The sequence below is a fragment of the Oribacterium sinus genome (genome assembly GCF_014202695.1).
In the GTDB taxonomy this organism is placed as follows: Bacteria; Bacillota; Clostridia; order Lachnospirales; family Lachnospiraceae; genus Oribacterium; species Oribacterium sinus.
In genome coordinates this window covers 25080-50261 of sequence record NZ_JACHHH010000014.1, presented here as the reverse complement: position 1 = coordinate 50261, position 25182 = coordinate 25080, and the positions used below count along the sequence as shown (strand labels likewise).

General features: G+C 41.9%; 25 protein-coding genes and 1 tRNA gene. 25 read left to right on the top strand and 1 reads right to left on the bottom strand.

Annotated features, from left to right (window positions below; genetic code table 11):
- From HNQ46_RS11355 to HNQ46_RS11235, 25 genes are all read left to right on the top strand, one after another.
- Nucleotides 1–291 (top strand): hypothetical protein, encoded by a 291-nt coding sequence (locus tag HNQ46_RS11355; RefSeq protein ID WP_007156416.1) that lies wholly within the window; start codon nucleotides 1–3, stop codon nucleotides 289–291.
- Nucleotides 276–623 carry a hypothetical protein gene (locus tag HNQ46_RS11350; RefSeq protein WP_183684790.1) on the top strand — a complete coding sequence of 116 codons (348 nt, stop codon included), beginning with the start codon at nucleotides 276–278 and terminating at the stop codon, nucleotides 621–623. The genes HNQ46_RS11355 and HNQ46_RS11350 overlap by 16 nt, the downstream gene beginning before the upstream one ends.
- A complete protein-coding gene (locus tag HNQ46_RS11345) occupies nucleotides 623–1045 on the top strand; it encodes a hypothetical protein (RefSeq protein ID WP_007156414.1) in 423 nt (140 codons plus the stop codon). Before HNQ46_RS11350 ends, HNQ46_RS11345 begins: the two co-directional genes overlap by 1 nt.
- Nucleotides 1032–1550, top strand: coding sequence for a GerW family sporulation protein (locus HNQ46_RS11340; RefSeq protein WP_183684789.1), 519 nt, complete (start codon nucleotides 1032–1034; stop codon nucleotides 1548–1550). Before HNQ46_RS11345 ends, HNQ46_RS11340 begins: the two co-directional genes overlap by 14 nt.
- Before the next feature lie 174 nt (nucleotides 1551–1724).
- Entirely contained in the window at nucleotides 1725–1928 is a 204-nt protein-coding gene (gene rpmB / locus HNQ46_RS11335) for a 50S ribosomal protein L28 (protein ID WP_040648381.1), read from the top strand.
- A 248-nt stretch (nucleotides 1929–2176) separates the two neighbouring features.
- Complete coding sequence (locus HNQ46_RS11330) at nucleotides 2177–2878, top strand: ABC transporter ATP-binding protein (protein ID WP_007156411.1); 702 nt, start codon at nucleotides 2177–2179, stop codon at nucleotides 2876–2878.
- On the top strand, nucleotides 2879–3619 hold the full coding sequence (locus HNQ46_RS11325) for a hypothetical protein (RefSeq protein ID WP_183684788.1): 741 nt from the start codon (nucleotides 2879–2881) through the stop codon (nucleotides 3617–3619).
- 219 nt (nucleotides 3620–3838) lie between these two features.
- A complete protein-coding gene (locus tag HNQ46_RS11320; protein WP_040648588.1) occupies nucleotides 3839–4198 on the top strand; it encodes an Asp23/Gls24 family envelope stress response protein in 360 nt (119 codons plus the stop codon).
- Nucleotides 4199–4226: 28 nt separating this feature from the next.
- Nucleotides 4227–5930: a DAK2 domain-containing protein gene (locus HNQ46_RS11315; RefSeq protein ID WP_183684787.1), complete on the top strand. Its 1704-nt coding sequence runs from the start codon at nucleotides 4227–4229 to the stop codon at nucleotides 5928–5930.
- 223 nt (nucleotides 5931–6153) lie between these two features.
- Nucleotides 6154–8337 (top strand): ATP-dependent DNA helicase RecG, encoded by a 2184-nt coding sequence (gene recG / locus HNQ46_RS11310; RefSeq protein WP_330604613.1) that lies wholly within the window; start codon nucleotides 6154–6156, stop codon nucleotides 8335–8337.
- Between the two features lie 120 nt (nucleotides 8338–8457).
- Nucleotides 8458–9021 (top strand): 16S rRNA (guanine(966)-N(2))-methyltransferase RsmD, encoded by a 564-nt coding sequence (rsmD, locus tag HNQ46_RS11305; protein WP_183684785.1) that lies wholly within the window; start codon nucleotides 8458–8460, stop codon nucleotides 9019–9021.
- Nucleotides 9018–9518, top strand: a complete 501-nt coding sequence (gene coaD, locus HNQ46_RS11300; RefSeq protein ID WP_183684784.1) for a pantetheine-phosphate adenylyltransferase — start codon at nucleotides 9018–9020, stop codon at nucleotides 9516–9518. Before rsmD ends, coaD begins: the two co-directional genes overlap by 4 nt.
- Nucleotides 9515–10072 carry an HrpE/YscL family type III secretion apparatus protein gene (locus tag HNQ46_RS11295; protein WP_183684783.1) on the top strand — a complete coding sequence of 186 codons (558 nt, stop codon included), beginning with the start codon at nucleotides 9515–9517 and terminating at the stop codon, nucleotides 10070–10072. The genes coaD and HNQ46_RS11295 overlap by 4 nt, the downstream gene beginning before the upstream one ends.
- Before the next feature lie 769 nt (nucleotides 10073–10841).
- Nucleotides 10842–11219, top strand: a complete 378-nt coding sequence (locus tag HNQ46_RS11290; protein WP_183684782.1) for a hypothetical protein — start codon at nucleotides 10842–10844, stop codon at nucleotides 11217–11219.
- Nucleotides 11220–11472: 253 nt separating this feature from the next.
- The gene (locus HNQ46_RS11285; protein WP_183684781.1) at nucleotides 11473–13347 is read left to right on the top strand and encodes an N-acetylmuramoyl-L-alanine amidase family protein; all 1875 of its coding nucleotides are present in this window, start codon (nucleotides 11473–11475) and stop codon (nucleotides 13345–13347) included.
- Nucleotides 13348–13492: 145 nt separating this feature from the next.
- Nucleotides 13493–14080, top strand: coding sequence for a hypothetical protein (locus HNQ46_RS11280; RefSeq protein WP_183684780.1), 588 nt, complete (start codon nucleotides 13493–13495; stop codon nucleotides 14078–14080).
- A 208-nt stretch (nucleotides 14081–14288) separates the two neighbouring features.
- Nucleotides 14289–14362, top strand: a tRNA-Pro gene (locus HNQ46_RS11275).
- Nucleotides 14363–14422: 60 nt separating this feature from the next.
- Entirely contained in the window at nucleotides 14423–15775 is a 1353-nt protein-coding gene (locus HNQ46_RS11270) for a sodium-dependent transporter (protein ID WP_183684779.1), read from the top strand.
- 42 nt (nucleotides 15776–15817) lie between these two features.
- Nucleotides 15818–16852: a deoxyguanosinetriphosphate triphosphohydrolase gene (locus tag HNQ46_RS11265; RefSeq protein ID WP_183684778.1), complete on the top strand. Its 1035-nt coding sequence runs from the start codon at nucleotides 15818–15820 to the stop codon at nucleotides 16850–16852.
- A gap of 1 nt (nucleotide 16853) precedes the next feature.
- A complete protein-coding gene (gene dnaG / locus HNQ46_RS11260) occupies nucleotides 16854–18599 on the top strand; it encodes a DNA primase (RefSeq protein ID WP_183684777.1) in 1746 nt (581 codons plus the stop codon).
- A gap of 143 nt (nucleotides 18600–18742) precedes the next feature.
- Nucleotides 18743–19531 (top strand): tRNA (adenine(22)-N(1))-methyltransferase, encoded by a 789-nt coding sequence (locus HNQ46_RS11255; RefSeq protein ID WP_183684776.1) that lies wholly within the window; start codon nucleotides 18743–18745, stop codon nucleotides 19529–19531.
- A gap of 10 nt (nucleotides 19532–19541) precedes the next feature.
- Nucleotides 19542–20330: a Nif3-like dinuclear metal center hexameric protein gene (locus HNQ46_RS11250; RefSeq protein WP_183684775.1), complete on the top strand. Its 789-nt coding sequence runs from the start codon at nucleotides 19542–19544 to the stop codon at nucleotides 20328–20330.
- Nucleotides 20331–20357: 27 nt separating this feature from the next.
- A complete protein-coding gene (locus tag HNQ46_RS11245) occupies nucleotides 20358–22013 on the top strand; it encodes a uridine kinase family protein (protein ID WP_183684774.1) in 1656 nt (551 codons plus the stop codon).
- Between the two features lie 256 nt (nucleotides 22014–22269).
- Complete coding sequence (locus HNQ46_RS11240) at nucleotides 22270–23388, top strand: AAA family ATPase (RefSeq protein WP_183684773.1); 1119 nt, start codon at nucleotides 22270–22272, stop codon at nucleotides 23386–23388.
- Nucleotides 23385–23927, top strand: coding sequence for a GNAT family acetyltransferase (locus tag HNQ46_RS11235; protein WP_183684772.1), 543 nt, complete (start codon nucleotides 23385–23387; stop codon nucleotides 23925–23927). The genes HNQ46_RS11240 and HNQ46_RS11235 overlap by 4 nt, the downstream gene beginning before the upstream one ends.
- A gap of 50 nt (nucleotides 23928–23977) precedes the next feature.
- Here HNQ46_RS11235 and HNQ46_RS11230 read toward each other — a convergent pair whose 3' ends face one another.
- Nucleotides 23978–25168, bottom strand: coding sequence for an ATP-binding protein (locus tag HNQ46_RS11230; RefSeq protein WP_183684771.1), 1191 nt, complete (start codon nucleotides 25166–25168; stop codon nucleotides 23978–23980).
- Nucleotides 25169–25182 lie beyond the last annotated feature (14 nt).

The following is a 25182-nucleotide window of genomic DNA, read 5'->3' as shown; positions in this document are numbered from 1 at the left end:
ATGCGTTTTTCAAAATCTTTACAGTTTGGCGAAAGGGCCAAGAACTACATTCCCTATTTGATGGAGAATTTAAGAGAGGGACATACGATCCCCATGTGTTATTTAATCTACTCCGGCTTGGGAAATAACCTATATGAATTTTATGGGGCTCCCCATTGGTCTTTACCCACATTTCCCAGGAAAGAGGAAGAAATCCTTGGGGTGGCTTATGGCTATAAAGATGCCCTGTTGCTGGTGTCCGGGATGACCCGGCAAGCATTGGAGGAAGAAAGGAAATGCTCCTTGTCTTAGGGATTCTAAAATGGATATTGCTGATTATTCTTATCCTATTTTTGCTCCTTCTTTTCTTGCTTCTTCTGCTCTTGCTTCTTCCCTTTCGTTATGAAATCTTCGGGGAGAAGGAGAGAGAGGAGAAATTACCAAGGGGAAGAGGGAAAATTACTTATCCCGGTTTAAAAATTTCCGGAAGCTTTCAAGAGGGAAAATTAGAATATAAGGGAAAGTTTTTGTTTTTTACTCTTTTTGAGAGCGGCAAGGAAGAGAATTCTGAAAAGAACGAAGACGCTTCTCGAAATGTAGAAGGTTCGGGACAAGAAGCAGAACTCGAAGAGGAAGAAAATTGATGAAGGCTATGGAGAAAATCCTTTCCATCCCTAAGAAGACCATACGGAAAGGGAAGGAAATAAAAAAGAAAATCCGGATGCTTACCCAAGAAGAAACAAAGGAGATGCTTGTCCTTGTTTTTCGCCAGATTCTCTATCTTCTTCATCATTCTAGGGTCAGGAACTGGAAGGGGGAGCTTTATCTTTCCATGGAGGATCCCTACACCTTGGGACAGGTTTTGCAGGGAATAGCACTTTTATCCCCATTCCTCGGAGATTCCCTGCATGTTTATCCGGAATTTGATGACTCCTATTACTACGGAGAGCTTAAGGCAAAGGGAAAGTTTCGTTTGATCCATATCGTTATCGTGGCTGTTCGTCTTCTTCGGAACAGGAAGTTCCGAGAATTGCTTTTTAAGGGAGGAAATGATGGCAAATCATAATACACAAGAATTACTGAACGCCCTGTTTCAAGGCTTAGATGGTTTTGTCCAGTCGAAAACCGTGGTGGGAGAGCCCATTGTCGTGGGAAACACCACCCTGATTCCTCTGATGGAAGTAAGCTGTGGAATGGCCAGTGGAGCCTTTATGAAGGAGAATCAGAAAAAGGGGGATGGAGGAGCGGGAGCCATGAGTTCCAAAATCACTCCTGCCGCCATGCTGATTATCCAGGAGGGAAGAACAAAGCTCATTCGTGTGAAGAATGAAGATGCTTTTTCCAAGATTATTGATATGATTCCCGAAGCCATTGACAAGATTACAGGAGGAAGTCGGGTAACAAAGTCTGCAGAAGATTTGGCGGAAGAGAATCTGGAAAGCTTAAAGCAGAAGAACAATACGAAGAAAAAGGATAAAGTTGAAGAAGAATATGTCGCTCCGGTGATTGATCTGCCGGAGGAGGAAGACATCGAGGAAATCGACTTAGTGGATATTGATTTAACAGACTAAGGATCGGTTTCCTGTGGGATTTTGTTTATTTCCGGGAATGTATAGGAAGAAAAAAATCGGAAATAAGGAGTTTTAGGAAAAAAGCAAGAAAGCCCTTGCAAGAAACTATTCTTTTTGCTATTATATTTTAGTCGCTGTTTTGCGGTGGAACTTTTAAAAGAGGGAGGTGCAATCATGGCTAAGTGTGCTATTTGTGAGAAGGCAGTGCATTTCGGCAATCAGGTAAGCCATTCACATAGAAGATCTAATAAGATGTGGAAAGCAAATGTGAAATCGGTTAGAGTTAAGGTAGATGGCGGTACAAAGAAGATGTACGTATGTACTTCCTGCCTACGTTCCGGAAAAGTAGAACGTGCCGTATCCGGTGTAGCTGAATAAGATGTTAGAAAAGATATTGTGTGAGCAATATCTTTTTTTTTGCCTAAAGAGTATAAGGAGTTCTATTTCATAAGGGAGGCCTAATGCATGGAATATTATAAAGGAAAAGTAGCAATAGCTTTTGATAGCTTTCCTTAAAGCTCAATATTTTTTAAATACTTAAGAAAGAATTATGATTTATCCCTAAGAATCCCTAGTATTTCTAGGGTAAAAAGAAAGAGAATCGAAATACTTTAAAGGAGAAAGCTATGGTTCAATGCAAAAATTTAACAAAAAAATACGGATCCAAGGTTGCTCTTAGGGATGCCACCTTACATATTTATCCGGGAAATATCTATGCTCTTTTGGGGCCAAACGGTTCCGGAAAAACCACTTTCATGAAGATTCTCGGAGACTTAACCAAGCAGAGCAGTGGAGAAGTATTATTTGAGGGAAAGCCCTTAAGCATTCAAAGTAGAAAAGACATTGCCTATCTGCCTACAGAAAGTCAGGCCTATCCCTTTATGACAGTGGGAGACTATGGAAAGTATCATAAAAGCTTCTTTCCGGAATTTCAGGAGGAAGAGTACAAGAGAATGCTGGAAGAGATGGATATTTCTCTAAAGCTTCCCTTCAAGGCCTTATCCACCGGTATGGACAAGAAGGCAAGAATTGCGGCAACCCTTGCCCGAAATGCAAAGCTGGTGCTTTTGGATGAGCCCTTTAACGGAGTAGACCTTCTGGCCAGAGAAGAAATTGAAAAAATGATTTTGGAAAAGAAACAAGAGAACAGTACCATCCTTCTTTCCAGCCATTTGGTGGAAGAGGTGGAGGATTATGTTCAGTTTGCTATTTTCTTCCATCAGGGAAAGGTACTTTCCGTGGAACAGCTTGAGAGGATGCAGGAAAATAAGGGGCAGAATCTTACAGAACGTTACAGAAGTCTTTTGGGAAAAAAGAAGGAGGGCTAAATGCTGACATTACTACAATATGAAATGAAAAAAACCGCCTTTATGAAGATTCTCTGCGGCTTTGCCCTTTTTATTTCCCAGGCCTTTGTGATGCTGGGAACAGCAACGGATAATTATGTGGTAGCCGGTCTTGGTGCAGGTTTACTGATTTTCTTCAGTTTTCTGGTGATTTTTATTCTGGGATTATCCAGTATGGCCAGTCTAAGCAAGGATTTAAATACAACCCAGGGCTATATGCTCTTTATGCTGCCGAAACACAGTGCCTATTTCTTATTGGCAAAGATTGTTGAAAGCTTAGTAAGTACCTTTTTGGCGGGCCTGGTGATTGTCCTGATTTTCTTTTTTAATATCAGCTACTTTGCTATTGATACAGAGGCATATAAAGATCTTTTGGAAATGTTTTGGAATCTTGTGATGAGCGGAAAAGGCTTTGGGACACTTAGTTTATATATGATTCGTTTTCTTGCCACTGCGGCGGCTTTCTGGATTTTCCTTTCCACCATGGCGATTCTTTGTGTGACAGTACAGGCCAGCATATTTAAAGGAAAGGCATTAGCCTTAGTAGTCAGCATAATTGCTTTCTTTTGCCTCTTTTTATATTTGTTCAGTGCCTTGCCGGAGCTGGCCGCTAACATATCCTGGGAGTACAAAGATCCAATTTTTTATGGAATGATCCTAGTATTATCTGTCGGCTTCTTTGCACTTTCATCCTATCTTTTAGAGAAGCAAAGAAATTTTTAAAAGGCGAAGAGGGAAGATTCTTTAAGTAGATCAAAAAGAAAAGAGACAGTTCATTCATCCTGAACAACAATAGATTTCCTTTTCAGAACAGGGAAAATGGGGTATACTATACGAAATTCTCATCATAGCAGGCTCTGCCCTTAGGGCATAGGAGCATTTGCTTACGGGAAAAACATAATGACTAAGAATGGACAGAAGATAGGGATTGGAGGAAAGACAATGAAAGGAAAAATCTCCTCTCATTACGGTGAGGTACAAATCTCCGAAGAAGTCGTTGCAAGCTACGCAGGAAATGCAGCAGTTTCTTGCTTTGGTATTGTTGGAATGGCTGCGGTTCCCATTTCCGGAAAGGGACTGGCAAAGCTTTTGAAGCAGGAAAGCTATCACAAGGGTATTTCCGTGGAAATCCAGGGCAATGAAATCAGTTTGGACTTCCATGTGATTGTAGCTTATGGTGTGAGCATTCAGGCTGTGGCTGAGAACCTTATGGAAAGTGTAAGATACAGAATTTCACAGTTTACAGGAATGAAAGTTAAACGAATCAATGTGTATGTAGAAGGGGTTCGGGTAATCGATTAAGTTTCAAAGAAATAGGAGGAATTTACCTGTGGGTAAAGTACTAAGTGCAAGGGATTTGCAGAAGGCTTTCTTAGCCGGGGCAAATCAGCTGAATGCAAAAAAGGATTTGATTAATGAGTTAAATGTCTTCCCGGTTCCGGACGGAGATACAGGAACCAATATGACCATGACGATCCTTTCCGCAGCAAAGGAAGTGTCAAAGATTGAGGGAGGAAGTTTGAAAGAGATTTGTAAGGCGATGTCCGGCGGATCTCTTCGCGGAGCCAGAGGAAACTCCGGCGTTATCCTTTCTCAGCTGATTCGTGGATTTACGAAGGAATTATTGGAAGTAAAAGAAGCTGACAGCATTGTTCTGGCGAAGGCCTTCCAAAGAGCTGTGGAAACAGCCTATAAGGCGGTAATGAAGCCTAAGGAAGGAACCATCTTAACCGTAGCCAAGGGGATGGCGGATAAGATTATGGAGCTGTCCTTAACAGAAGAGGAGATTTTGCCTCTTTTGGAGAAGGTGGTGGCCTACGGCGATGAGGTTTTAAAGAAAACTCCGGAAATGCTTCCTGTTTTGAAAGAGGCGGGAGTGGTGGATTCCGGTGGAGCCGGTTTAATGTGCGTTCTGGAAGGAGCTTTACGTTCCTTAAAGGGAGAGAAGATTGAACTGGATTTGGAATTTAAGGAAGATTCCGGCGTTTCCGCATTAACCGGAGAGAGAAAGAGCCGTGGAGAGATTTCTACAGCGGACATTCGTTTCGGTTATTGTACGGAATTTATGGTAAATGGTGATCATCCTTTCTCTGACGAAGAGGTAGAGAAGCTTAGAGATTATCTTTCCGGTATTGGAGATTCCATCGTTTGCTTCTCCGATGAGGATTTGATTAAGGTTCATGTACATACCAATCATCCGGGAGATGCCTTTGAGAAGGGTCTTACCCTGGGCTTCCTTTCCAAAATGAAGGTAGATAATATGCGCCTTGAGCACCACGAGGTATTGATTGAGGATGCTTCCCGCATTGCGGCTATGGAAAAGCTGGAAGAACAGCCTAAGGGTGCAGAAGCTCCTGGAGAGTCTGAGCCGGTGGAAAAAAAGGACTTCGGATTTGTGGCCGTATGTTCCGGTGACGGACTTAGAGATATTTTCTTAGACCTTGGGGTAGACCAGGTGGTTTCCGGAGGACAGAGCATGAACCCCTCCACCGAAGATTTGTGTGCTGCGGTAGAGAAGATTCATGCTAAGCATGTCTTTATTTTACCCAATAACAAGAACATTTTACTGGCTGCCCAGCAGGTAAAGGATATCCTGGAGGATCGTTCCGTATCCGTAGTGCCCAGTAAGACCATTCCCCAGGGAATTTCCGCAATGATTTCCTTCCAGCCGGAGGGAACGGTGGAGGAGAATCAGGAGGGGATGGAAGACAGCCTATCCATGGTTTCTTCCGGAGAAATTACCTATGCGGTTCGAGACACCAGCATTGACGGAAGAGAAATCCATAAGGGAGATATCCTTTTCTTAGGCGATCAGGGATTACTTTCCGCTGAAAAAAGCATTTCCTTGGCTATGAAGGAAGGCTTGGAGAAGATGGGAGAGGGAGAAATCCTGAGTCTTTACTATGGAGAGGGCGTTACGGAAGAAGAGGCTAAGGCCTTGGAGAAGGAGATTTTGGAGTATATGCCGAATCTGGAGGTGGAGGTTCATGCCGGCGGACAGGCAGTGTACTATTATCTTCTTTCCCTAGAGTAAGAGTCGTTTTTACAGAAATGTAGTCACTATTTAAACAAGGTACATAGAATTGATACACTTTCGACATCATAGCTTTGAATCGGGGGCACGCTTTCGCTAACTTCGCCTCGTAGCAGTACTAAGCTAAAAGCTTCGCGATGCTCGCTTTTAGCAAGTACTGACGGGCTCAGATTGCCCCCTGGCTTCAAAGCTATAATGCGAAAGTTCGCTGTTCTATAAAGCCTTGTTTTTTTGTAAGCTGAAAAGATATTTCTGTAAGTACTGGCGGGCTCAGATTGCCCACCGTTTCAAAGCTATAACGCAGAAAGCTAAAAGCTACCCGGAGGAATTGATAAGCTTGTTTTTTTGTGAGTTTAAAAGGAGATGTATGCTTCAGGATGCTGTGGAAAGGATTAAGGGGGTGGGAGAGAAAACCGCCGCTCTTTTTCATAAGATGAATATTTACACAAAGGAAGATCTTTTAGAGGATTTTCCTATTTCCTATCTGCAATATCCCAAGCTTTGTCTTATCTCGGAAGCCAGGGAGAAGGAGTGGATGGCTTTTTCTCTTGTACTTTTAGAGGATGCCAGGGTTTTACGAAATACCAAGCTTTCCATGCTGCAGTGCTCCGCCGGGGATGAGAGCGGAAAGCTACTGATTCAATACTTTCATGCAACTTACCTTTTAAAAACTTTAAAAAAGGGAAGAAAACTGGTGTTTTTCGGGCAGGTCAAAAGCTTTCGAGGGCATCTTATCCTGCAACAGCCTAAGATTTTTTCTTTGGAGGAATACGAGGAAAAAAGAAAGAGCTTAGAGCCAATCTATTCCCTTCGAAAGGGGCTTGGCAATGCCCTAAGAAGAAAGTGTATTCAGGAGATTTTCAAGGAAGAGCCCAAGATTTTAGAAAGTTTTCCTCAGGATTTTTTGGAAAAAGAAGGGCTGTGTAATAAAAGACAGGCTATGGAGTATCTGCATTTGCCGAAGAGGGAAGAGGAGAGGCAGGAGGGATTAAAGCGTCTGGCCTTTGAAGAATTGTTTTACTACAGCCTGTTTCTGGAAAAGGAGGAGAGGGATTTTCTCTCTCTTTCGGGTAATGAGGAAAAAATTCAGGGAAAGAGGGAAGAGTTTCAAAAGGGACTGCCTTTTTCTTTGACGAAAGCCCAATCAGAGGCTTTAGAGGAGATGGATAGGGTATTTTCCCAAGGAGAGAGACTTCTTCGCTTTGTGCAGGGAGATGTGGGATCGGGAAAAACCATTTTGGCCTTCTATGCCTTGTACCTTATGGCTTCCCGGGGCTTCCAAACCGCCATTATGGTGCCTACAGAAATTTTGGCTCAACAGCATTTTCAAAAACTGCAAAAACTGCTGGAAGAGAATCAATGGGAGATTCCCATAGCCTTACTGATTGGCAGCAGCAGTAAGAAGGAGAAGGAAAGAATATATCAGGGACTAAAAGAGGGCAGTATTTTAGGGGTAATCGGTACCCAGGCTTTGATTCAGGAAGGCTTAGCTTTTTCTCATCTGAAAATGTTGGTGATTGATGAACAGCACCGATTCGGGATTCAGGAAAGAAACCGTTTGGAAAAGAAGGGGGAAAATCCCCACTGTATCTACCTTTCCGCAACCCCCATTCCCCGTTCTTTGGTAAAGCTCCTCTATGGTGCGGTGCCCTACCTCCTGCTTTCGGAAAAACCGGCCAATCGTCTGCCGATTAAGAATGCCCTGCTTTCCCCTGCGGATCGGGAGAAGGCCTTTTCCTTTATCAAAAAGGAGCTGGATAAAGGGCGGCAGGCCTATATTATCTGTCCCTTGGTGGAGGAAAATGAGAATCTTTCCGTGGAAAGTGTTACCGCCTACCAAAAAAATCTTAAGCAGTACTTTGGGAAGGACTATTCCTTCGCGGTTTTGCATGGGAAAATGAAGGCAGGGGAGAAGGAGCAGGTGATGCAGGACTTCTCTTCCGGAAAGACAAGGATACTTCTGTCCACCACCGTTGTGGAGGTGGGGGTGGATGTGGCCAATGCCACGGTGATGCTGATTGAAAATGCGGAGCGTTTTGGTCTGGCCCAGCTCCACCAGCTACGAGGCAGGGTGGGAAGGTCGGAGCTGCAAAGCTATTGCATCTTTATGGACCATAAGGAAGATGAGAAATCCCAAAAAAGACTTTCCATTATTCGGGACAGTAATGACGGCTTTGCCATTGCCAAGGAAGACCTGGCTCTGCGAGGACCGGGGGATTTGTTCTTTGGAGAAAGACAGTCCGGCCCCCTGCAATTTCGTTTTGCGGATCCTCTAAGGGATGAAGAGTTATTTTTCAAGGCAAGAGAGGCGGCAAAGACTCTTTTAGAGGAGGATGCACTTTTGGAAAGACCGGAACATCAGGGGATGAAAGAGATTTTCCAAAGCCTCCTTACAGAAAGTGCTTAAAATAAGAATATTCGAATAGAAAGCTTGCTATAAAAATCGGAAGTTGTAGAAAAAAATTAATCTTTATCCCTTTACAACGAACTGCATTTTCGCTTTAATATGAGGGAAAAGGAGAGTGGTATGAGAGTTATTGCAGGTACAGCCAGAAGGCTTTTGCTTTCGGTGCCGGAGGGGAAGGATACCCGTCCCACCACGGATCGAATCAAGGAGACCTTATTTAATATTTTACAATTTGACTTAGTGGACCAGGACGTTCTGGATCTTTTTGCGGGAAGCGGTGCTCTGGGAATTGAAGCCCTGTCCAGAGGAGCGAAAAGAGCAGTTTTTTGCGACAGCGGAAAGAAGGCTTTGGCTTGTATAGAGCAAAATATTGCCCGTTGTCATTTTCAGGAACAGGCTCTGGTGTATGGAGGAGATTTCCATAGCGCTTTAAGAAGTCTGGAGGGAAAGGATTACCACTTCGGTATCGTCTTTTTGGATCCCCCCTACGGCGAGGATTTGGCAAAGGAAGCCCTTCAGAGACTGGCAAAGTCCTCCATGGTAGGGAAGGATACGGTTTTTGTGGTGGAAACTGCTCTGGAAGAGGATTTCTCCGAATTGGAAGAGGAAGGCTATCGAATTCTTCGGGAGAAGCTGTACAAGACCAATAAGCATATCTTTCTTCGTTTACAGGAGGCTGTATGAAGATAGGATTGTATCCCGGCTCCTTTGATCCCGTGACCTTCGGGCATTTGGACGTGATTGAACGAAGCCGAAAAATGGTGGATAAATTAATTGTGGGTGTGCTGCAAAACAGGCAGAAGACGCCGTTGTTTTCCATGGAAGAACGTGTTAGAATGATTTCTGAACATACGAAGAAATGGGACAATGTGGAAGTGCATAGCTTCACCGGTTTAACAGTGGATTATGCAAAAAAAGTCCATGCCAATATCATTGTTCGAGGTCTGCGGGCGGTAACGGACTTCGAGTTTGAGTTGCAGCTGGCCCAGACCAATAAGGTGATTGCGGAGGAAGTGGACACCATTTTCCTTGCCACCAGCTTGAAATATTCGTATTTAAGTTCCAGTACTGTTAAGGAGATTGCATCCTTTCATGGTGATATATCAGCCTTTGTTCCGAAAGATGTGGAAGAGGCTATGAAGAAAAAATTTGATGAACAAGAGAGGCGGAGGGGGATATGAGCAGAATTGAGCAGTTGATTGGAGAAATTGAGGAGTACATTGATAGTTGTAAGTATCAGCCTTTGTCCAATACGAAGATTTTAGTGAATAAGGAAGAGATGGAGGAGCTTTTAGTGGAGCTTCGCCTTCGGGTTCCTGAGGAGATTAAGAAGTATCAGAAGATTATTTCCCAGCAGGATGCTATTCTGGCTGATGCGAAGGCTCAGGCAGATATGATGTTAAATGATGCTAGAACCCAGACCGAGGAGATGGTTTCCGACAATGAAATCATGCAGAAGGCTTATGAGAAGGCTAATGCTCTTTTGCAGGACGCTCAGAAGCAGGCAGACGGTATTGTAAACAATGCGGTGGCGGATGCTGACCAGATTCGCAGCAATGCCATTCGCTACACAGATGAGATGCTGGCAAGCCTGGAAACCATTATTACCCGTTCTCTGGACACCGCAGAGGAGCATCTGAGCGGCTTAAAGTCCTCCTTACAGGATTCCCGTTCCATCGTGCAGTCCAACCGTTTTGCTCTGGCAAAGGCCATTCCGGAGCAGAAGCAGGGCTAAAAATAGTTTAAAAACGAATAAGAAGATTTATAGAAAGTTCCCCTTCTCCCTTGGAGAGGGGGATTTTTTTTAATGCAATGCTTGAAATAAAAGTCCTTAGCTGTGATCTTTTACGAAAATAGAAAAGGAATAATTGTTAAAGTATACAAAAAAATCATCCTACATTTTATATAAAAAAATTATCTAATAAGGCTTGACGGTAATAAAACACCGTGATATAAGAATTAAAATTTAATTATATGCAATAAGGTATTGAAGAGAGAGGCATGTAGAAAAATGAAAATTTATTTGCGCTTAATTTCTTTATGGTTATGTTTTGGGAGTCTTTATCTCCTCATGCGGAGACTTTTATTTACAGACGCACAGGATATGCGCATGATATTCAGCGTTGTTATTTATTCGTGGCTATATGTTTTTTTTGCTATGATTACAAGTGGTACTAGCAAAAAGAAATTTAATATTTTTCTCTACCTTTTACTGGTGGTATTTCTTTCCATGAGTGTTGAGCATTTATTCATGTCTTATACTCCCAATACTTGGAAAGATAATACTATGGCCTTTTTTGGAGACATTTTTTGCTTTATATTGATATGGGTATCGTCCATTTTAGCAAGTAAACTAATGATCAGAGGATATAGACGTTTAAAAAATGTGGCAATAGTTTAGTCTTCTGTTTACAACAACAAAATGAAAACGCTAAAAAAGTGTCTGTTAATAGTCTTGAAATCTATTTTTCTAACTTGTATTTATAGAGGTGAAAATAATAATTATGCAGAATAACAAAAGATTCATGGGTTTAAGAAATCGTTTTACAATAGGGCAAGTAAATTACTTTGTACTCAATGCTTTACTTTCTCTATTACTTATGCTCCTTTTAAGTGAATTTAATTATAGCTTATGGCTTATCTCTTTTTCTTCGGTGCTTTCTTTATCCTTTTATGAGAGTCTATCTCATCAAAAGATATCCGGAAAACAGAAAGTGGCAATTTATGTTTTTACCATAGGCATGATTAGTATTGTTTATTTTATAGGGCAAAAATGGATCAATCAACTATCTCATTTTTGGATTCTGTATTATTTCTTTCAACAATTTATTGGAACTGTTGGGGGGATATTTTTTGCTTATCTTTTGAACAAATCAGAGTAAGCTTTCACAGTATAATACTAAAATGGATTTCTAATTTTAACGAAGTATAATTGGAAATCCATTTTTTTATGTAATGCTTTAATGAAAAGATCTTAGGCATTATTTTTTTTGCGCAAAAAATGGAATAGAAAAATAGATAAGGTATGGGAGCTTAAAAAAACATTTTAATTTGCGGAAAATAATTAGAAAAAAATCTAAAATATAGTATAATTTTATATCGTGAAATGGCAAGAAATAAGAAAGGACGATAGAGATGAGAAGAAAAAATATGCTGGCTTTAGGGCTTAGCTTTGTATTGGGAGTGGGGGCGAGTAGCACCCTCGCCTATGCTCTTCCTTTAGAGCAGGAAGAAAGCCTTCAGACAGGCACTTTAGAAGAGAAAAATGTAGAAGAAACAGCTTCCAATACTGAGACCGTCACAGAGGAAGATGCAAAGAAAGACAGCAAGAAAGAATCTTCAGCTGTAGAGGAAATGGAAGCCTCTGATAAGGAAAAGGAAGAGGCAGAAGAGGGCTCCTCCTTTGCTACAGAAGACTTAGGTGGAACGGACAGAGCGGCAGAAGAGACTCTCACTACATTAAGCAGAAGCAGAAGAGCCTTAGCAGATACCCCCCGCTATGCTAGTGAGGAGGAAGAAAAGGAAGACAGAAGAAACAGAATTTTATCTGTAACTACAGCATTTGAAATTCCGGATATAGCGGCTAGAGACCACATGAAAGTTATTAGAGATAGAGCTTTAAAGGTCAAGGCTATTTCATTAAGCTTATCTGATAAGGGGGAAAATCCCCAACCCTTAAGCATACAGCCAAATAGAATCGTGGAGAAAAAAAGAAATGGTCAATGGGATGTATATAGCTTGGATTACTATACTCCCGGTGTATATCGTTATAAGTATATTTTAGAGATAGAGAAAAATTCTCCTTTATATCTTATGACAGGAGATAAAAATTATGGTGAAACTATGCAGGTATCATCAGTTTTTATAAATTCAAGCTTTGCATATAATGTAGATAATCAATCAAGATTTCTTGAATTTGATAGTGTTTTGGAAGGAGATAGTAGCAGAGGAAGAAAATATCTTTTCAAAAGTAGAGAATTTACTGTAGAGGCACAAAAGGTAATTAGTAAGGTCTATCTAAAGTCCAGCTTTGATATTCATAATGTTCATGTAGGGGATTTAATGAAGAGAGTAACACTCACATTAGATAAAATTGTACTGCCAGATGGAACGGAGCAAAGACCTGGGATTGAGCCGTATGCTATGAACGCGTATAAAGAATTTCCAAATAACTTAAATCAATTTCAGATGTTTTTAATCAGCCATAAAATGGAAGATGGAACGTTAGGAGACATTTCCGATATATCTGAGAGTAAAGCATTTACGGTAGGCAGATATCAGATTAAATATTTATTTAGACCAAACTATAAAGTCGAAAACTATAGATTTTTGACTATGGGAACAGATGATGACTATGGCAATGGAACTGAGTTCTATGTGAATAATGAGCTATATACCAATACTCCTGTGGTTCCAGAGTATGCTCTGACTCCTTCGACGAAACTTACTTCTCCAAAATTTGATGTAAAAGAAAAAACCAAATATTCCAATAATAGCTCCGGAAATTCCGGAAGCTCAGGCGGCTCAGGGGGCAGTTCCTCCGGCTCCGGCGGCTCAGGGGGAAGTTCCGGTGGTGGTTCCGGAAGCTTTAAGGTCAGCACTAGCTTTACCGGACAGGTACTTGGCGTAGATCGTTCTTTATCCGGAGGACAGTGGATGCAGGATGAAAAGGGCTGGTGGTACAAAAGACCGGACGGAAGCTATCCGAAGAACAGCTGGGGCTATGAAGCCTATAACGGAAAGTCCTACTGGTACTATTTCTTGGATTCCGGCTATATGGCTACAGGCTGGGTAGAGGTGAACGGCAGTAAATACTACCTCTTCCCAAACTCTGACGGCTGGAAGGGTAGAATGCTCACCGGTTGGCAGTGGATTGACGGAAACTGCTACTACTTAGACCCGCAAGGACAGAATGAAGGAGCTCTTTATAGAAACAGCACCACTCCTGACGGCTTTACAGTGGATTTGGAAGGAAGATGGATAGTGAATGGAGCAGTACAAAAGAAGTAGCAGTATGAAATATTTCCTCTCTTAAAATGTATGGGAATACTTTGTTGTTTCTGGTGGATGTATAGGCGTATCACGACAAGGATATAGCCGGTGCATTTTTACGCTGGAACAAGCATGATAAAGTCAGTGAGGAGGATGTATCTGCATGAGATTAATTCGAAGGATTGTATTTTTTGTTTTTTTGCTATTTTTTATTATTTCATTAATTAATAGTTTTTCCATACTGCTAAACATGTATGGTGATTATAAACATCCACCTAAATACTTATTAGAAAATGCAGGGTCTGGCGGTATACTGGCGTTTGATACTACATATTTTGCAATTGATGATGATGGTGTAAAAAAAATCCCGGAAATAAGGTATAAGAATTTAATATACGCTGAAGACAATCATTATAGCTTTGTATGGGAAAAATATTACAACTTTGAGGTTAACGCCAGATCGAAAGATCCGTCGGATTGGGAGTATGAAATATCTGAGTTTAACGATGGTTTTTATGATACAGATATTTTAACTGAGCAAATAAAAAAAATGGAACTTAGTGTTGATGGCAAAATTGATATCCAAGTAACTAAATTTGATGATTATTACATAGTTGAGGTCACCTGTTTGGAAGCTAATGGTTCAACTATCATAGATTCGTATTATGCAGTATTTCACAATGGAGAAAGACTGGCTATGAAGAAAAATATAGAATTAAACTCGATTCGAGATGTACGTAAATACTCATAATATATGTTAAGATGGAAAATCTGGAAAGTTTATACTTGCATCAAGTCTTGAATGATATTAAAGAGTTAACTTCCGATCTCACTCTAATTATAATTAGAATTTGCAAATTTTGACTTTCATGACAGAAATTTTTAGCTTTATAGACAGAAAATAATTGACAGAACAAAGGAGAAAAGCGTATAATCTCCTTTGTTCTATATATTTAGAGCGATGCGTGGCTCAGCTTGGTAGAGCGCTGCGTTCGGGACGCAGAGGTCGCTGGTTCGAATCCAGTCGCATCGACTGTAAGCAACGAGTGGGAGATGCCTAGGCATCTCCTGTTCTTATGTAGGAAGGGTAAAAATGAAAAGAGAAAGTTTTAAGTCACGAATCGGCTTTATTTTGGTGAGTGCGGGCTGTGCCATCGGAATCGGTAACGTTTGGAAGTTTCCCTATCTGGTAGGACAAAACGGCGGAGGAATCTTTGTTCTATTCTACCTCTGCTTCTTGCTTTTAATCGGTCTTCCCATTCTTACTATGGAGCTTGCGGTGGGGAGAGCCAGTAAGAAGTCCGTGGTAAAGGCCTATGAGGTTTTGGAGCCCAAGGGTACCAAGTGGCATTTGCACGGCTGGGTTTGTATTTTGGGCTGTTATCTTTTGATGATGTACTACACCACCGTTTCCGGTTGGATGCTTTCTTATTTCTTTAAATTTGCCTTCGGAACCTTTTCTAAAATTGATTCCTCTCAGGTGGAAAATGTTTTTGGAACCATGCTCAGTCGTCCAGAGGAAATGACTCTATGTATGGCGATTACGGTTATTGGGGGATTTTTGGTTTGCTCTTTAGGATTGCAAAAAGGGCTGGAAAAGATTACTACCATTATGATGGCCTGCCTTTTACTGTTAATTATTGTCTTGGCGGTACATAGCCTGATGCTGCCGGGGGCTCTGGAGGGAGCGAAGTTCTACATCTTCCCCAATCCGGAAAAGGTGAAGGAAATTGGCCTCTTTCACGTGATTTCTCAGGCTATGAATCAGGCCTTTTTCACCCTTTCTTTAGGGGTTGCGGCCATGGAGATTTTCGGCTCCTATATGTCTGAGGACTATTCCTTAACAGGAGAGGGAATCAGAATCTGTGCTTTGGACACCTTTGTGGCTATCCTTTCCGGTTTAATTATCTTCCCGGCCTGCTTTAGCTTTCATGTGGAGCCCAATGCAGGTCCTCCCCTCATTTTCTTTACTCTGCCCAGAGTATTTATGCACATGGCGGGAGGAAGAATCTGGGGAACCCTCTTCTTTGTTTTTATGACCTTTGCCAGCTTTTCCACCGTTATTGCGGTGTTTGAAAACCTCATTTCCACCAGTATTGACAATTTCCACTGGGATAGAAAGAAGGCGGTTATCGTGAACTGCATTCTGATTCTGCTTTTGAGTATTCCCTGTATTCTTGGCTATAACCTTTGGAAGGATTTAAAACTGATAGGCGGTAGAGATGTATTGGATTCCGAGGACTTTATTGTCAGTAATTTGATTCTTCCCATCGGTTCTTTAGTTTACCTTCTGTTCTGTGTAAGTAAGTGGGGCATGGGTTTCCCCAGATATTTGGAGGAATGTAATAAGGGAGAGGGCGTGAAAATGCCGGCCTTCCTCTTAAACTATTTCCGTTTTGTTTTGCCAATTTTCATTTTACTTCTCCTGTTTCAGGGCTTATTATAAAAGGAACTGTTGTTTTGCTTTGATCCGGGAGGTAGGAGCAGGATGAATATTCGAGAAGAAATGGAGAAAATGGAAAAGGAGATTCTCTCTCCCTTTGCTTGTTGTAGCGTGGACTCTTTGGGAAGAGATCTACCGGAGGAAGAGGACGATATCCGAACCATTTTCCAAAGAGATAGAGACAGGATTTTACATTCCAAGGCCTTTCGCCGGCTAAAGCATAAGACCCAGGTCTTTATTCAGCCGGAGGGGGACCATTATCGTACAAGACTGACCCATACCTTGGAGGTGAGTCAGATTGCCAGAAGCATTGCCAAGGCTCTTCGCTTAAATGAAGACCTTACCGAGGCCATTGCCTTAGGCCATGATTTAGGCCATACTCCCTTTGGCCATGCCGGAGAGAGGGCCTTAAACAAGCTATGCTCCGGAGGCTTTTCTCATGTGGACCAAAGTATCCGGATTGTGGAGATTTTAGAGAAAAATGGTAGAGGTCTGAATCTGAGCAAAGAGGTTCGGGACGGAATACAAAATCATAGAAGCTCAGGAAAACCCAAGACTTTAGAGGGGCAGGCTGTTCGTTTTGCAGATAAGATTGCCTATCTGAACCATGATGTGGATGACGGCATCCGTGCCGGACTTTTCCGGGAGGAGGAGCTTCCGGCGGAATATCGGAAGGTGCTGGGCTTTACCGCAAGAGAGAGACTAAACACTTTGATTCGCTCCGTCATCTTTACCTCCAGGGGGAAGGATAAGCTTTCCATGGAGCCTATGATGGAAGAAAATATGCAGGGCTTAAGGAAGTGGATGTTTCAAAATGTTTATACCAGCAGTAAGGCCAAGGAAGAGGAGTGGAAGGTAGACGGCATGCTGAAACTCTTATTTTCCTTTTATCAGGAGCACCCTCTGGAAATGGCGGAGGAATATCGTTTTCTGCTAAAAAAGGGGGAAGAGGAAGGAAAGGAAGATCCCAAATTCCTTTTAGACCGTATTGTTGCGGATTACATTTCCGGCATGACGGATGAATATTGCAGCCACAAGTTCATGGAGTATTTTGTTCCGAAGGCCTGGGAGAAGGACTGATATGTACTATGGAGAAGAGATTGTAGAGGAAATCCGGCAAAGAACGGATATCGTGGATTTAATAGGACAATATGTACATTTGAAAAAGAAGGGCTCCAGCTACTTTGGGCTCTGTCCTTTTCATGGGGAGAAAACTCCCTCTTTTTCTGTTTCCCCCGGGAAGCAGATTTTTTATTGCTTTGGTTGTGGCAAGGCGGGAGACAGTATCCGCTTTATGATGGAGTACGAGAACTTAAGCTTTGTGGAGGCGATAGAGCAGCTGGCAGAGCGGGCAAATGTCACTCTTCCCGAAAAAAGCAGCGGAGTCAATAAGGGGGAAGAGGACCTTCGGTATAAGCTTTTGGAAATCAACAAAAATGCCGCCCTTTTCTTCGTAAAACAGCTTCGCAGTCCCAAGGGAAAGCTGGGCTTACAGTATTTGGCTAAAAGAGCCTTAAGCGGGGAAAGCATTACCCACTTCGGCCTTGGCTATGCGGTGCAGGAAAAGGATGCTTTGTATCAGCATTGTAAAGCTTTAGGCTATGAGGATGCTATTTTGCAGGAGTCCGGCTTATTTACCTTTAAAGAAAACGGTGTTCGAGATAAATTTTTTAATCGAGTGATTTTTCCTATTATGGATCTTCATCATCGGGTAATCGGTTTTGGGGGAAGAGTGATGGGGGATGGGGAGCCCAAGTACCTAAACTCTCCGGAAACCAAGCTTTTTGACAAATCCAGAAATCTTTTTGCCTTGAACTTTGCCAGAAGAAGCCGGGAATCCTATCTGATTCTTTGCGAAGGCTATATGGATGTGATTTCCATGCATCAGGCAGGCTGTATTGAGGCGGTGGCGGCATTGGGAACCGCCTTTACGGAGCAACAGGCGGCTCTTTTAAAGCGTTTTACCTCTACAGTGCTCCTTTGCTTTGACAGTGACAATGCGGGAAGAAAGGCTTGTAAGAGAGCCATTCCTATCTTACGGGAAAAGGAAATTCAGGCAAAGGTCATTTCCCTAAAGCCCTATAAGGATCCGGATGAGTTTTTAAAGGCGGAGGGGAAGGATGCTCTTATGGAGCGGATTCATAATGCCAAAAATGCCTTCTTGTGGGAGGTTGAGGAATTAAAGTCCGGCTTTAACCTGCAAGATCCGGGAGAGATGCAGGGCTATATGGAAGCGATTGCTTCCCTCTTAAGGGATTGCTTCTCCGACCCTGTGGAGCTGGAAAATTATTGCAAGGCAGTGGCCAGAGAACAGCTTTTATCTGCGGAGAATCTCTTGTACCTGGTACAAAAGGGAGAGGAAAAATCCCAGCTTTCCTTCGCTCTTTCCAAGCAAGGAAGACGGGAGGAAAATAAGCGGGAAAAGGCTTTAACAGACAATTTGGAGGAACAGTTTCTTTCCCTCCTCCTGCAAAAGGAGGAGTGGATCGGACCGGTTTCTCAATATATCAAGGCAGAGGATCTTAGGGAGGAGCTTTGCCGGCAGGTATTTCTATCTCTAAAGAGTGGGAAATCCGTACAGGAAATCATGGATAGTTTTCGGGGAGAGGAAGAAAAATATCAAAAGTGTATGGCGCTCTATCATGGAGATCTGTATCATTTGGATCTGGAAAGACAGGAGGAGGAAAGAATGCTTCTGGACTTTATTCGCCAGATGAAACTGCGGGGAATTGAAAAGGCCATTGCAGAAGCTATGGACGGAGAGGAGCTTTCCCGACTGTTTCGGGAGAAGGATAAGTGGGAGCATTTCTCCGGATTTTCCGGCTAAAGAGCTTAAATAAGCTATATTTGGTTTCGTAGAGATTACAGTTTGGATATAGAGATTGGATTTTTTACGAAATATAGTCTTTACGGTGTATAGAGGCGAAAAAGTTTTGGGGAAAATTATTTTCCTCCTAAAGGAGTGTGTAGATGAAGGGACTTGGGGCAAGAATACAGACCATGGTGGACTTGTATCCGGTGGTGGACAGTATTGCGGATATCGGCTGCGACCATGGCTATACCGCCATTGCCTTGTTTGAGGCAGGAAAGGCGGAGAAGCTTTTTGCCTGTGATATCGGAAAAGAGCCCTTGGAAATGGCGAAGAAAAATGTGCGTTTCAGGGGGCTGGAGGATAAAATCAGCTGTCGTCTGGGAAATGGTCTGGAAGCCTTGGAAAAAGGGGAATGTAAGCACCTTCTTCTCTCCGGTATGGGGGGAATGCTGATGATACAGATTTTGGAAAAGCGAATAGAGGAGTTTGAAACGATTTTGCTTTCTCCCCAGTCAGACTATGAGAAGCTGCGACGTTTTCTATATCCCTATATGGAGCTTGTGGAAGACTGCTATGTGAAGGAGAAAAATAAGTTCTATCGTATCCTGCTGGCGAAAAAGCGTAGAAATTCAGATAGGGAAAAAAATACTTTGGATACCGGGGCGAAAGTCCTGGAGCTTAAGGCGACAAATTCGGATGCCGAGAGAATCAGTATGAATATTGGGGGAAAAGAATCGGAGATCGAGAGAACAACTTTGGACTCTTTCGAAATATCCAAAGTGGAATGGGAGTTTGGCTGGCTTCCTCTGGCAAAAAAGGATCCTGTTTTAAAGGAGCTTTTAGAGGATGAGGAAAGACATTTGGAAGAAATGCTTTTGAAAAATCCCCAAAAAGTGATAGCAGAGAAGCTGGAACGGGTGAAAGAAGGGCTTGGGTACTTTGGATAGGAGAAATAATATGAAAAAACAAGAGCTGATTTCCTTTTTGGAGGAATTTGCGCCGAAGCAATATGCGGAGCACTGGGACAATGTGGGTTTTTTGTTGGGAAAGAAGGAAGAAGAGCTTAGCAAGGTCTACATCTGTCTGGATGTGCAGAGAAGGTCGGTGGAAGAGGCGATTGCCCGGTCCTGTAATTTCATTTTGAGCCACCACCCCTTTATCTTTCAGGGGATGAAATCAGTTACCGGAGACAATGAACAGGGAAGATTACTTCTTACTTTGGCGGAACATAAGATTTCCGTCTTTAGCATGCATACCAACTTCGACAGTGTGAAGGAAGGGATGGGAGATTTGATTTGCTCTAAGCTTTCCTGGAAAAAGGAGGGGGTACTGCAGGAAGTTTCTCCATCTTTAGAGGGAGCCGTTCAGGGGATAGGATTTTATACCAGGGTGGATAAGGCATTTTCCTGCGAGGAACTGGCGGCCTATGTGAAAGAAAAGGCCAAGCTTCCCTATATTGAGTACTTTGACAGCGGAAAGCCTATCCAAAAAATTGCGGTTTGTCCCGGTTCCGGAAAGAGCTTTATTAAGGATGTGATTGCTTTAGGTGCAGACGCTTATATCACAGGGGACCTGGGACACCACGATGCGGTGGATGCATTGGGAGAGGGGCTTAGTCTCCTTAATGCAGGGCACTACGGCTTGGAGCGCTTCTTCGTGCCTTATATGGGGGAGCAGATTCGCCGACATTTTCCTAAGATAGATTGCGTCGAGGAAGAGGAAGTTTTCTTAGGAAAAATTCTGTAAAACAAAATAGAAAGGTCAGGGATGTCCATGAAGATTACAGCAAAAGGAAGAGTGGTAGAGTTAGAGGAGGGAAGTAAGTTTCAAGACTTGGTTCCCTTGTTTCAGGATACGGAGGAGTATCCCATTGTTTTGGTGCGCTTTGGAAAGCGTATTTATGAGTTGCATAAGAGAATCCCCAATGTGGATCAGGAATGCAGCTTTTTAACCTTGAAAGATAGTATCGGTATGAAGAGTTATCACCGCTCTGCCGTATTTATGCTTTTAAAGGCTTTTTACCATCATTGTAAGGATGTACCGGGATTTCGGGTAAATATGGATTATACTCTGGGAGGCGGTTTTTATGGCTACCTTTCCGGAGATGTGAAGATTACAAAGGAGCTCTTGGAGAAGGTGAAGGCTTCTATGTTGGAGTATGCGGAGAAGAAGATGCCGATTATGAAGCGTTCCGTTTCCACCGAGGATGCCAGAGCGATCTTCCGTGAGGTGGGTATGCATTCCAAGGAGGAGCTTTTCCGTTATCGTATGACCAGCCGTGTCAATATCTATTCCTTGGGGAATTTCCAGGATTATTTCTACGGCTATATGTTGCAAAATACTTCCTATGTGACTTTGTTTGATTTGCTTCCCTATGGAGACGGTTTTATCCTGCTTTTGCCTACTCCGGAGAAGCCCAATGAGCTTCCGGAGTTCTGTCCAATGGATAAGCTTTATCAGGTGCAAAAGGAATCCTCCCTTTGGGCCAGAAAGGTGGGAATCGGGGATATCGGTGCATTGAATAAGCAGATTGTTCAAGGGGATACGGATTCTCTTATTCTGATGCAGGAAGCTTATTTTGAGAAGCAAATCGGTAATATCGCCATGTCTATCTTTAAGGAGAAGAAGAGGGTGGTACTGATTGCAGGACCTTCTTCCTCAGGAAAAACCAGCTTTTCCAAGCGTTTAAGCATTCAGCTTTCAGCACTTGGACTAAAGCCCCATGCTATTTCTGTAGATAATTATTTCAGAGCCAGAGTGGAGGCGCCCAAAGATGAGGAAGGTAATTACGACTTTGAGTCCATTCAGTGCGTGGATTTGGAGCTGTTTAACAAGGATATGCTCTCTCTTCTTTCCGGAGAAAAGGTAGAGCTTCCCCGTTACAATTTCTTCACAGGGGAAAGAGAGTATAAGGGAGATTATCTGAAAATGGAGGCAGAGGATGTCTTGGTTATCGAGGGTATTCACTGCTTGAATGACTTAATGTCCACCTCCTTACCGGAGGAAAGCAAGTTCCGCATTTACATTTCAGCATTAACACCCTTAAACATTGATGAGCATAACCGTATTCCTACAACGGATGTTCGCCTGCTTAGAAGAATGGTAAGAGATAACAGAACCAGAGGTTATTCTGCGGAAGATACCATTTCTATCTGGAAAAATGTAAGACGGGGCGAAGACAATTACATTTTCCCCTTCCAGGAGAGGGCGGATGTGATGGTAAACTCTGCGTTGATTTATGAGCTTGCAGTTTTGAAGATTTTTGCCCAGCCTCTGTTGTTCCAGATTGAAAATGACAGTCCTGCCTACCAGGAGGCTAAGCGTCTCCTAAAGTTCCTGGACTATGTGCTTCCCGTAAGCCCGGAGTCCATTCCGAAGAACTCCATAATTCGTGAGTTTATTGGCGGTTCCTGCTTGCATGTGGGGTAAAGCCTTGATTGGAATGTAGATTTAAAATTGAAATCTATAGCATAAAAAATTTCAAAAAACTTTAGCTGATTTTTCAAACCGAAATTAGCTAAAGTTTTTTTATTAGAAGAACTAAAATATAGAAAAAATCATATAATTATCAACATATTAGTACAAATCATGAATTTTTGCAGAATAAATAAAGATTAAAACAAAAATATTGTTTAAATCACGTTTCACTGATATACTATAAAAGCAGGAAAAGGAGGTGTGCAGAATGAAATTACTTTATGTAAAAGCCAAAAATTTTAAAAACTGTATAGAAGGATATACTATTGATTTGGTGGCTAAATCGAGGAAGACTGCAGAAGATAAAGAGTATGAACTGCAGGAGATTGCGCCTGATTTATATGTTTATAATACGATGGCATTTATTGGAAAAAATGCTTCCGGAAAAACCTCTGCATTGGAGCTTTTGGATGCTTGCTATTCTATTTTGGGAGACTTTCGCTTAGAAGATAAACACTATGACTATGACGGTGTTGAATTGGAGATAGTCTTTTATCATGCAGGCTTTATTTATAAGTATGAGTGTTTATTGTCTACGGACATATCTCTCAGTAATCAGGCAATTTTTAAAGAGGAAAAGCTGTATAGAAAAAAATATTATAAAAGTCGTATTCATGAACTGTATGAAGATAGTTCTTTCGAGAAAATGGATGAGTATGGAACATTGCCGGAGGATATATCCAAAGTATTTTTTGTCTTAGAGAAAAAAAGTACAAGAGCTATTTATTTCGAAAGTTTTGGAAATGGAGCAGAGACTTATCGTATGATTTTCAAAGCCTTAAAAAATTACAGCATAGATACTTTGGTTTTGGAAAATATTATGCGTATTTTTGATGACAATATTGAACATTTACAAAGCTTGGACGAACATAATTACAGATTGGTTTTTAACGGGGAAGAGAAGTATCTTTCTGATAGCCAGTTGATTTATATCTTGTCTAGCGGTACAACAAAGGGATTACTACTGTATACCTTAATGGTTGCTTCTTTAAAAGAAGGTTTTGATCTTTTGGTTGATGAGGTAGAAAATCATTTTCATAAAACTCTTGTGGAAAATATGATCAGTTTGTATAAGGATAAATCGGTCAATAAGAAGAATGCTTCTTTAATCTTTACTACTCACTATTGTGAGGTTTTGGATCAGATGGGACGGCAGGATAACATATGGATTTGTAAGTCAGGAAAGCATGTATCCCTCTCTAATATGTATGAAGACTATCAAATCAGGACTGAACTTCTGAAAAGCAAGCAGTATTATAACAATGCTTTTCAAACTGCTGTAAATTATGAAGAGCTGATGAGCCTAAAGAGGAAGCTAAAGGAATGAAAAGATTAATCATGTGCGAAGGGGCAAATGAACTGGAAATTGTTCGTATCCTCTTGGCAAATAATCGATTAATCTTTGGAGAGGATGAATTATTGGGCTTGACTCCCTATCATGCAAGACAAATTACCGGTAATGGGCAGGTTCGGACAGAACTAAACATTTATCCCGGCAATGATGTATTAATTATGCGGATAGGAGATGCACAAAAGGAAAGGCTAAAGATACCGGAAGACTACAAAGGCAAGATTATAGGAATTGAGAAGTATTGTACTAAACCGGAATTGGAAATGTTGTTTCTAATTGCAGAAGATAAAGTCGCTGAGTTTGAGAAGAATAAATCCACAGTAAAACCTAAAGATTTTGCTAAAATGCATATAAGCTTAGGCAGGAAAAAGTACGATAACAGTACGAAATTTTATAAAGATTATTTTGGTGATAGAGTGGATATTTTGGTACAGGCTATTCTTGAATACAAAAGGATAAAATCTTCTCATAAAAAAGAGGAGCTGTATTTAGCGGATTTGATAGACCTGAAATGAGGTACATTACCCCTTTTTCAGGTCTAAGTTGCTTTAAAAATAGATTGGATTTAGTTTTTTACATCCCCTTTATCGGGATTCGAAAATTCAAAGCCCTTATCATACCATTCTAAGAAGGAGTGCTTCTCTCCATCGGTTTTTAGACCCAAGATGGTATTGATGGACACATTTTCCGTGGAGCGGAAGATATTTTTCTCGATAAAGGGATTAACATCCTTTAGGGATGCAATCAATTTCTTAATCTCCAAGCGCTTAGAACTGGTGGTGCCGTCCACATGGCAGGTGCTGCAGGTTTCGGTGAACTTGCAGGCACACTGGATAAAGTTCAGCTGGTTATAATTTCGCCAATGGATAATGTCTTCCTCCCGAACATAGTAGAGGGGACGAATCAACTCCATTCCTTCAAAGTTTGTGGAATGGAGTTTGGGCATCATGGCCTGGAATTGTCCACTGTAGAGCATTCCCATTAAGACGGTTTCAATCACGTCATCAAAGTGGTGCCCCAGGGCAATTTTATTGCAGCCCAGCTCCTTTGCCTTGGAATACAGGTGTCCCCTTCGCATTCTGGCACAAACATAGCAGGGAGAGGAGTCTATGGTGAAAACCGATTCAAAAATATCGCTTTGGAAAAACGCCAAGGGAATCCCCAGAAGGGATGCATTTTCCTCGATAATCTGTCGATTGTAGGCATTATAGCCCGGATCCATACAGAGAAAATGCAGGGTAAAGGGGAATTTGTTGTGCCGTTTTAACTCTTGGAAAAGCTTTGCCATAATCATGGAATCCTTACCGCCGGAAATGCAGACGCAGATGGAATCGCCCTCTTTAATCAACTCATAATCATTGATGGCCTTGGCAAAGGGGGTAAAGATAGACTTTTTGAATTTTTTTCTAAGGCTTAATTCAATTTCCTTCTGTCGTTCTTCCTGTTTTGCAGCTTTTTTTATTTGCTGTAAAACATATTTCCCATATCCCCCCTCCAGGTTTGCCACCTGATAGCCCCTGTCGGAAAGCCGCTCTCCTAACTCTCTGGAAAGGGTTCCGTATTTACAGTAAAGGAGATACTGTCCTTCTATGGACAGGGGAATTTCCTCCCCCAGTAAAGTCTCTATAGGATAGGAGAGGGCCTTGTCCATGTGTCCGATTTCATATTCCTCTGCTTCCCTTAGGTCAATGGGGGTATAGTGTTTATATTCTTCCTTCTCCCAGGCTTCCGGGGAGATTTCTTTGATTTTACTCATGTTTCAGTCCTTCT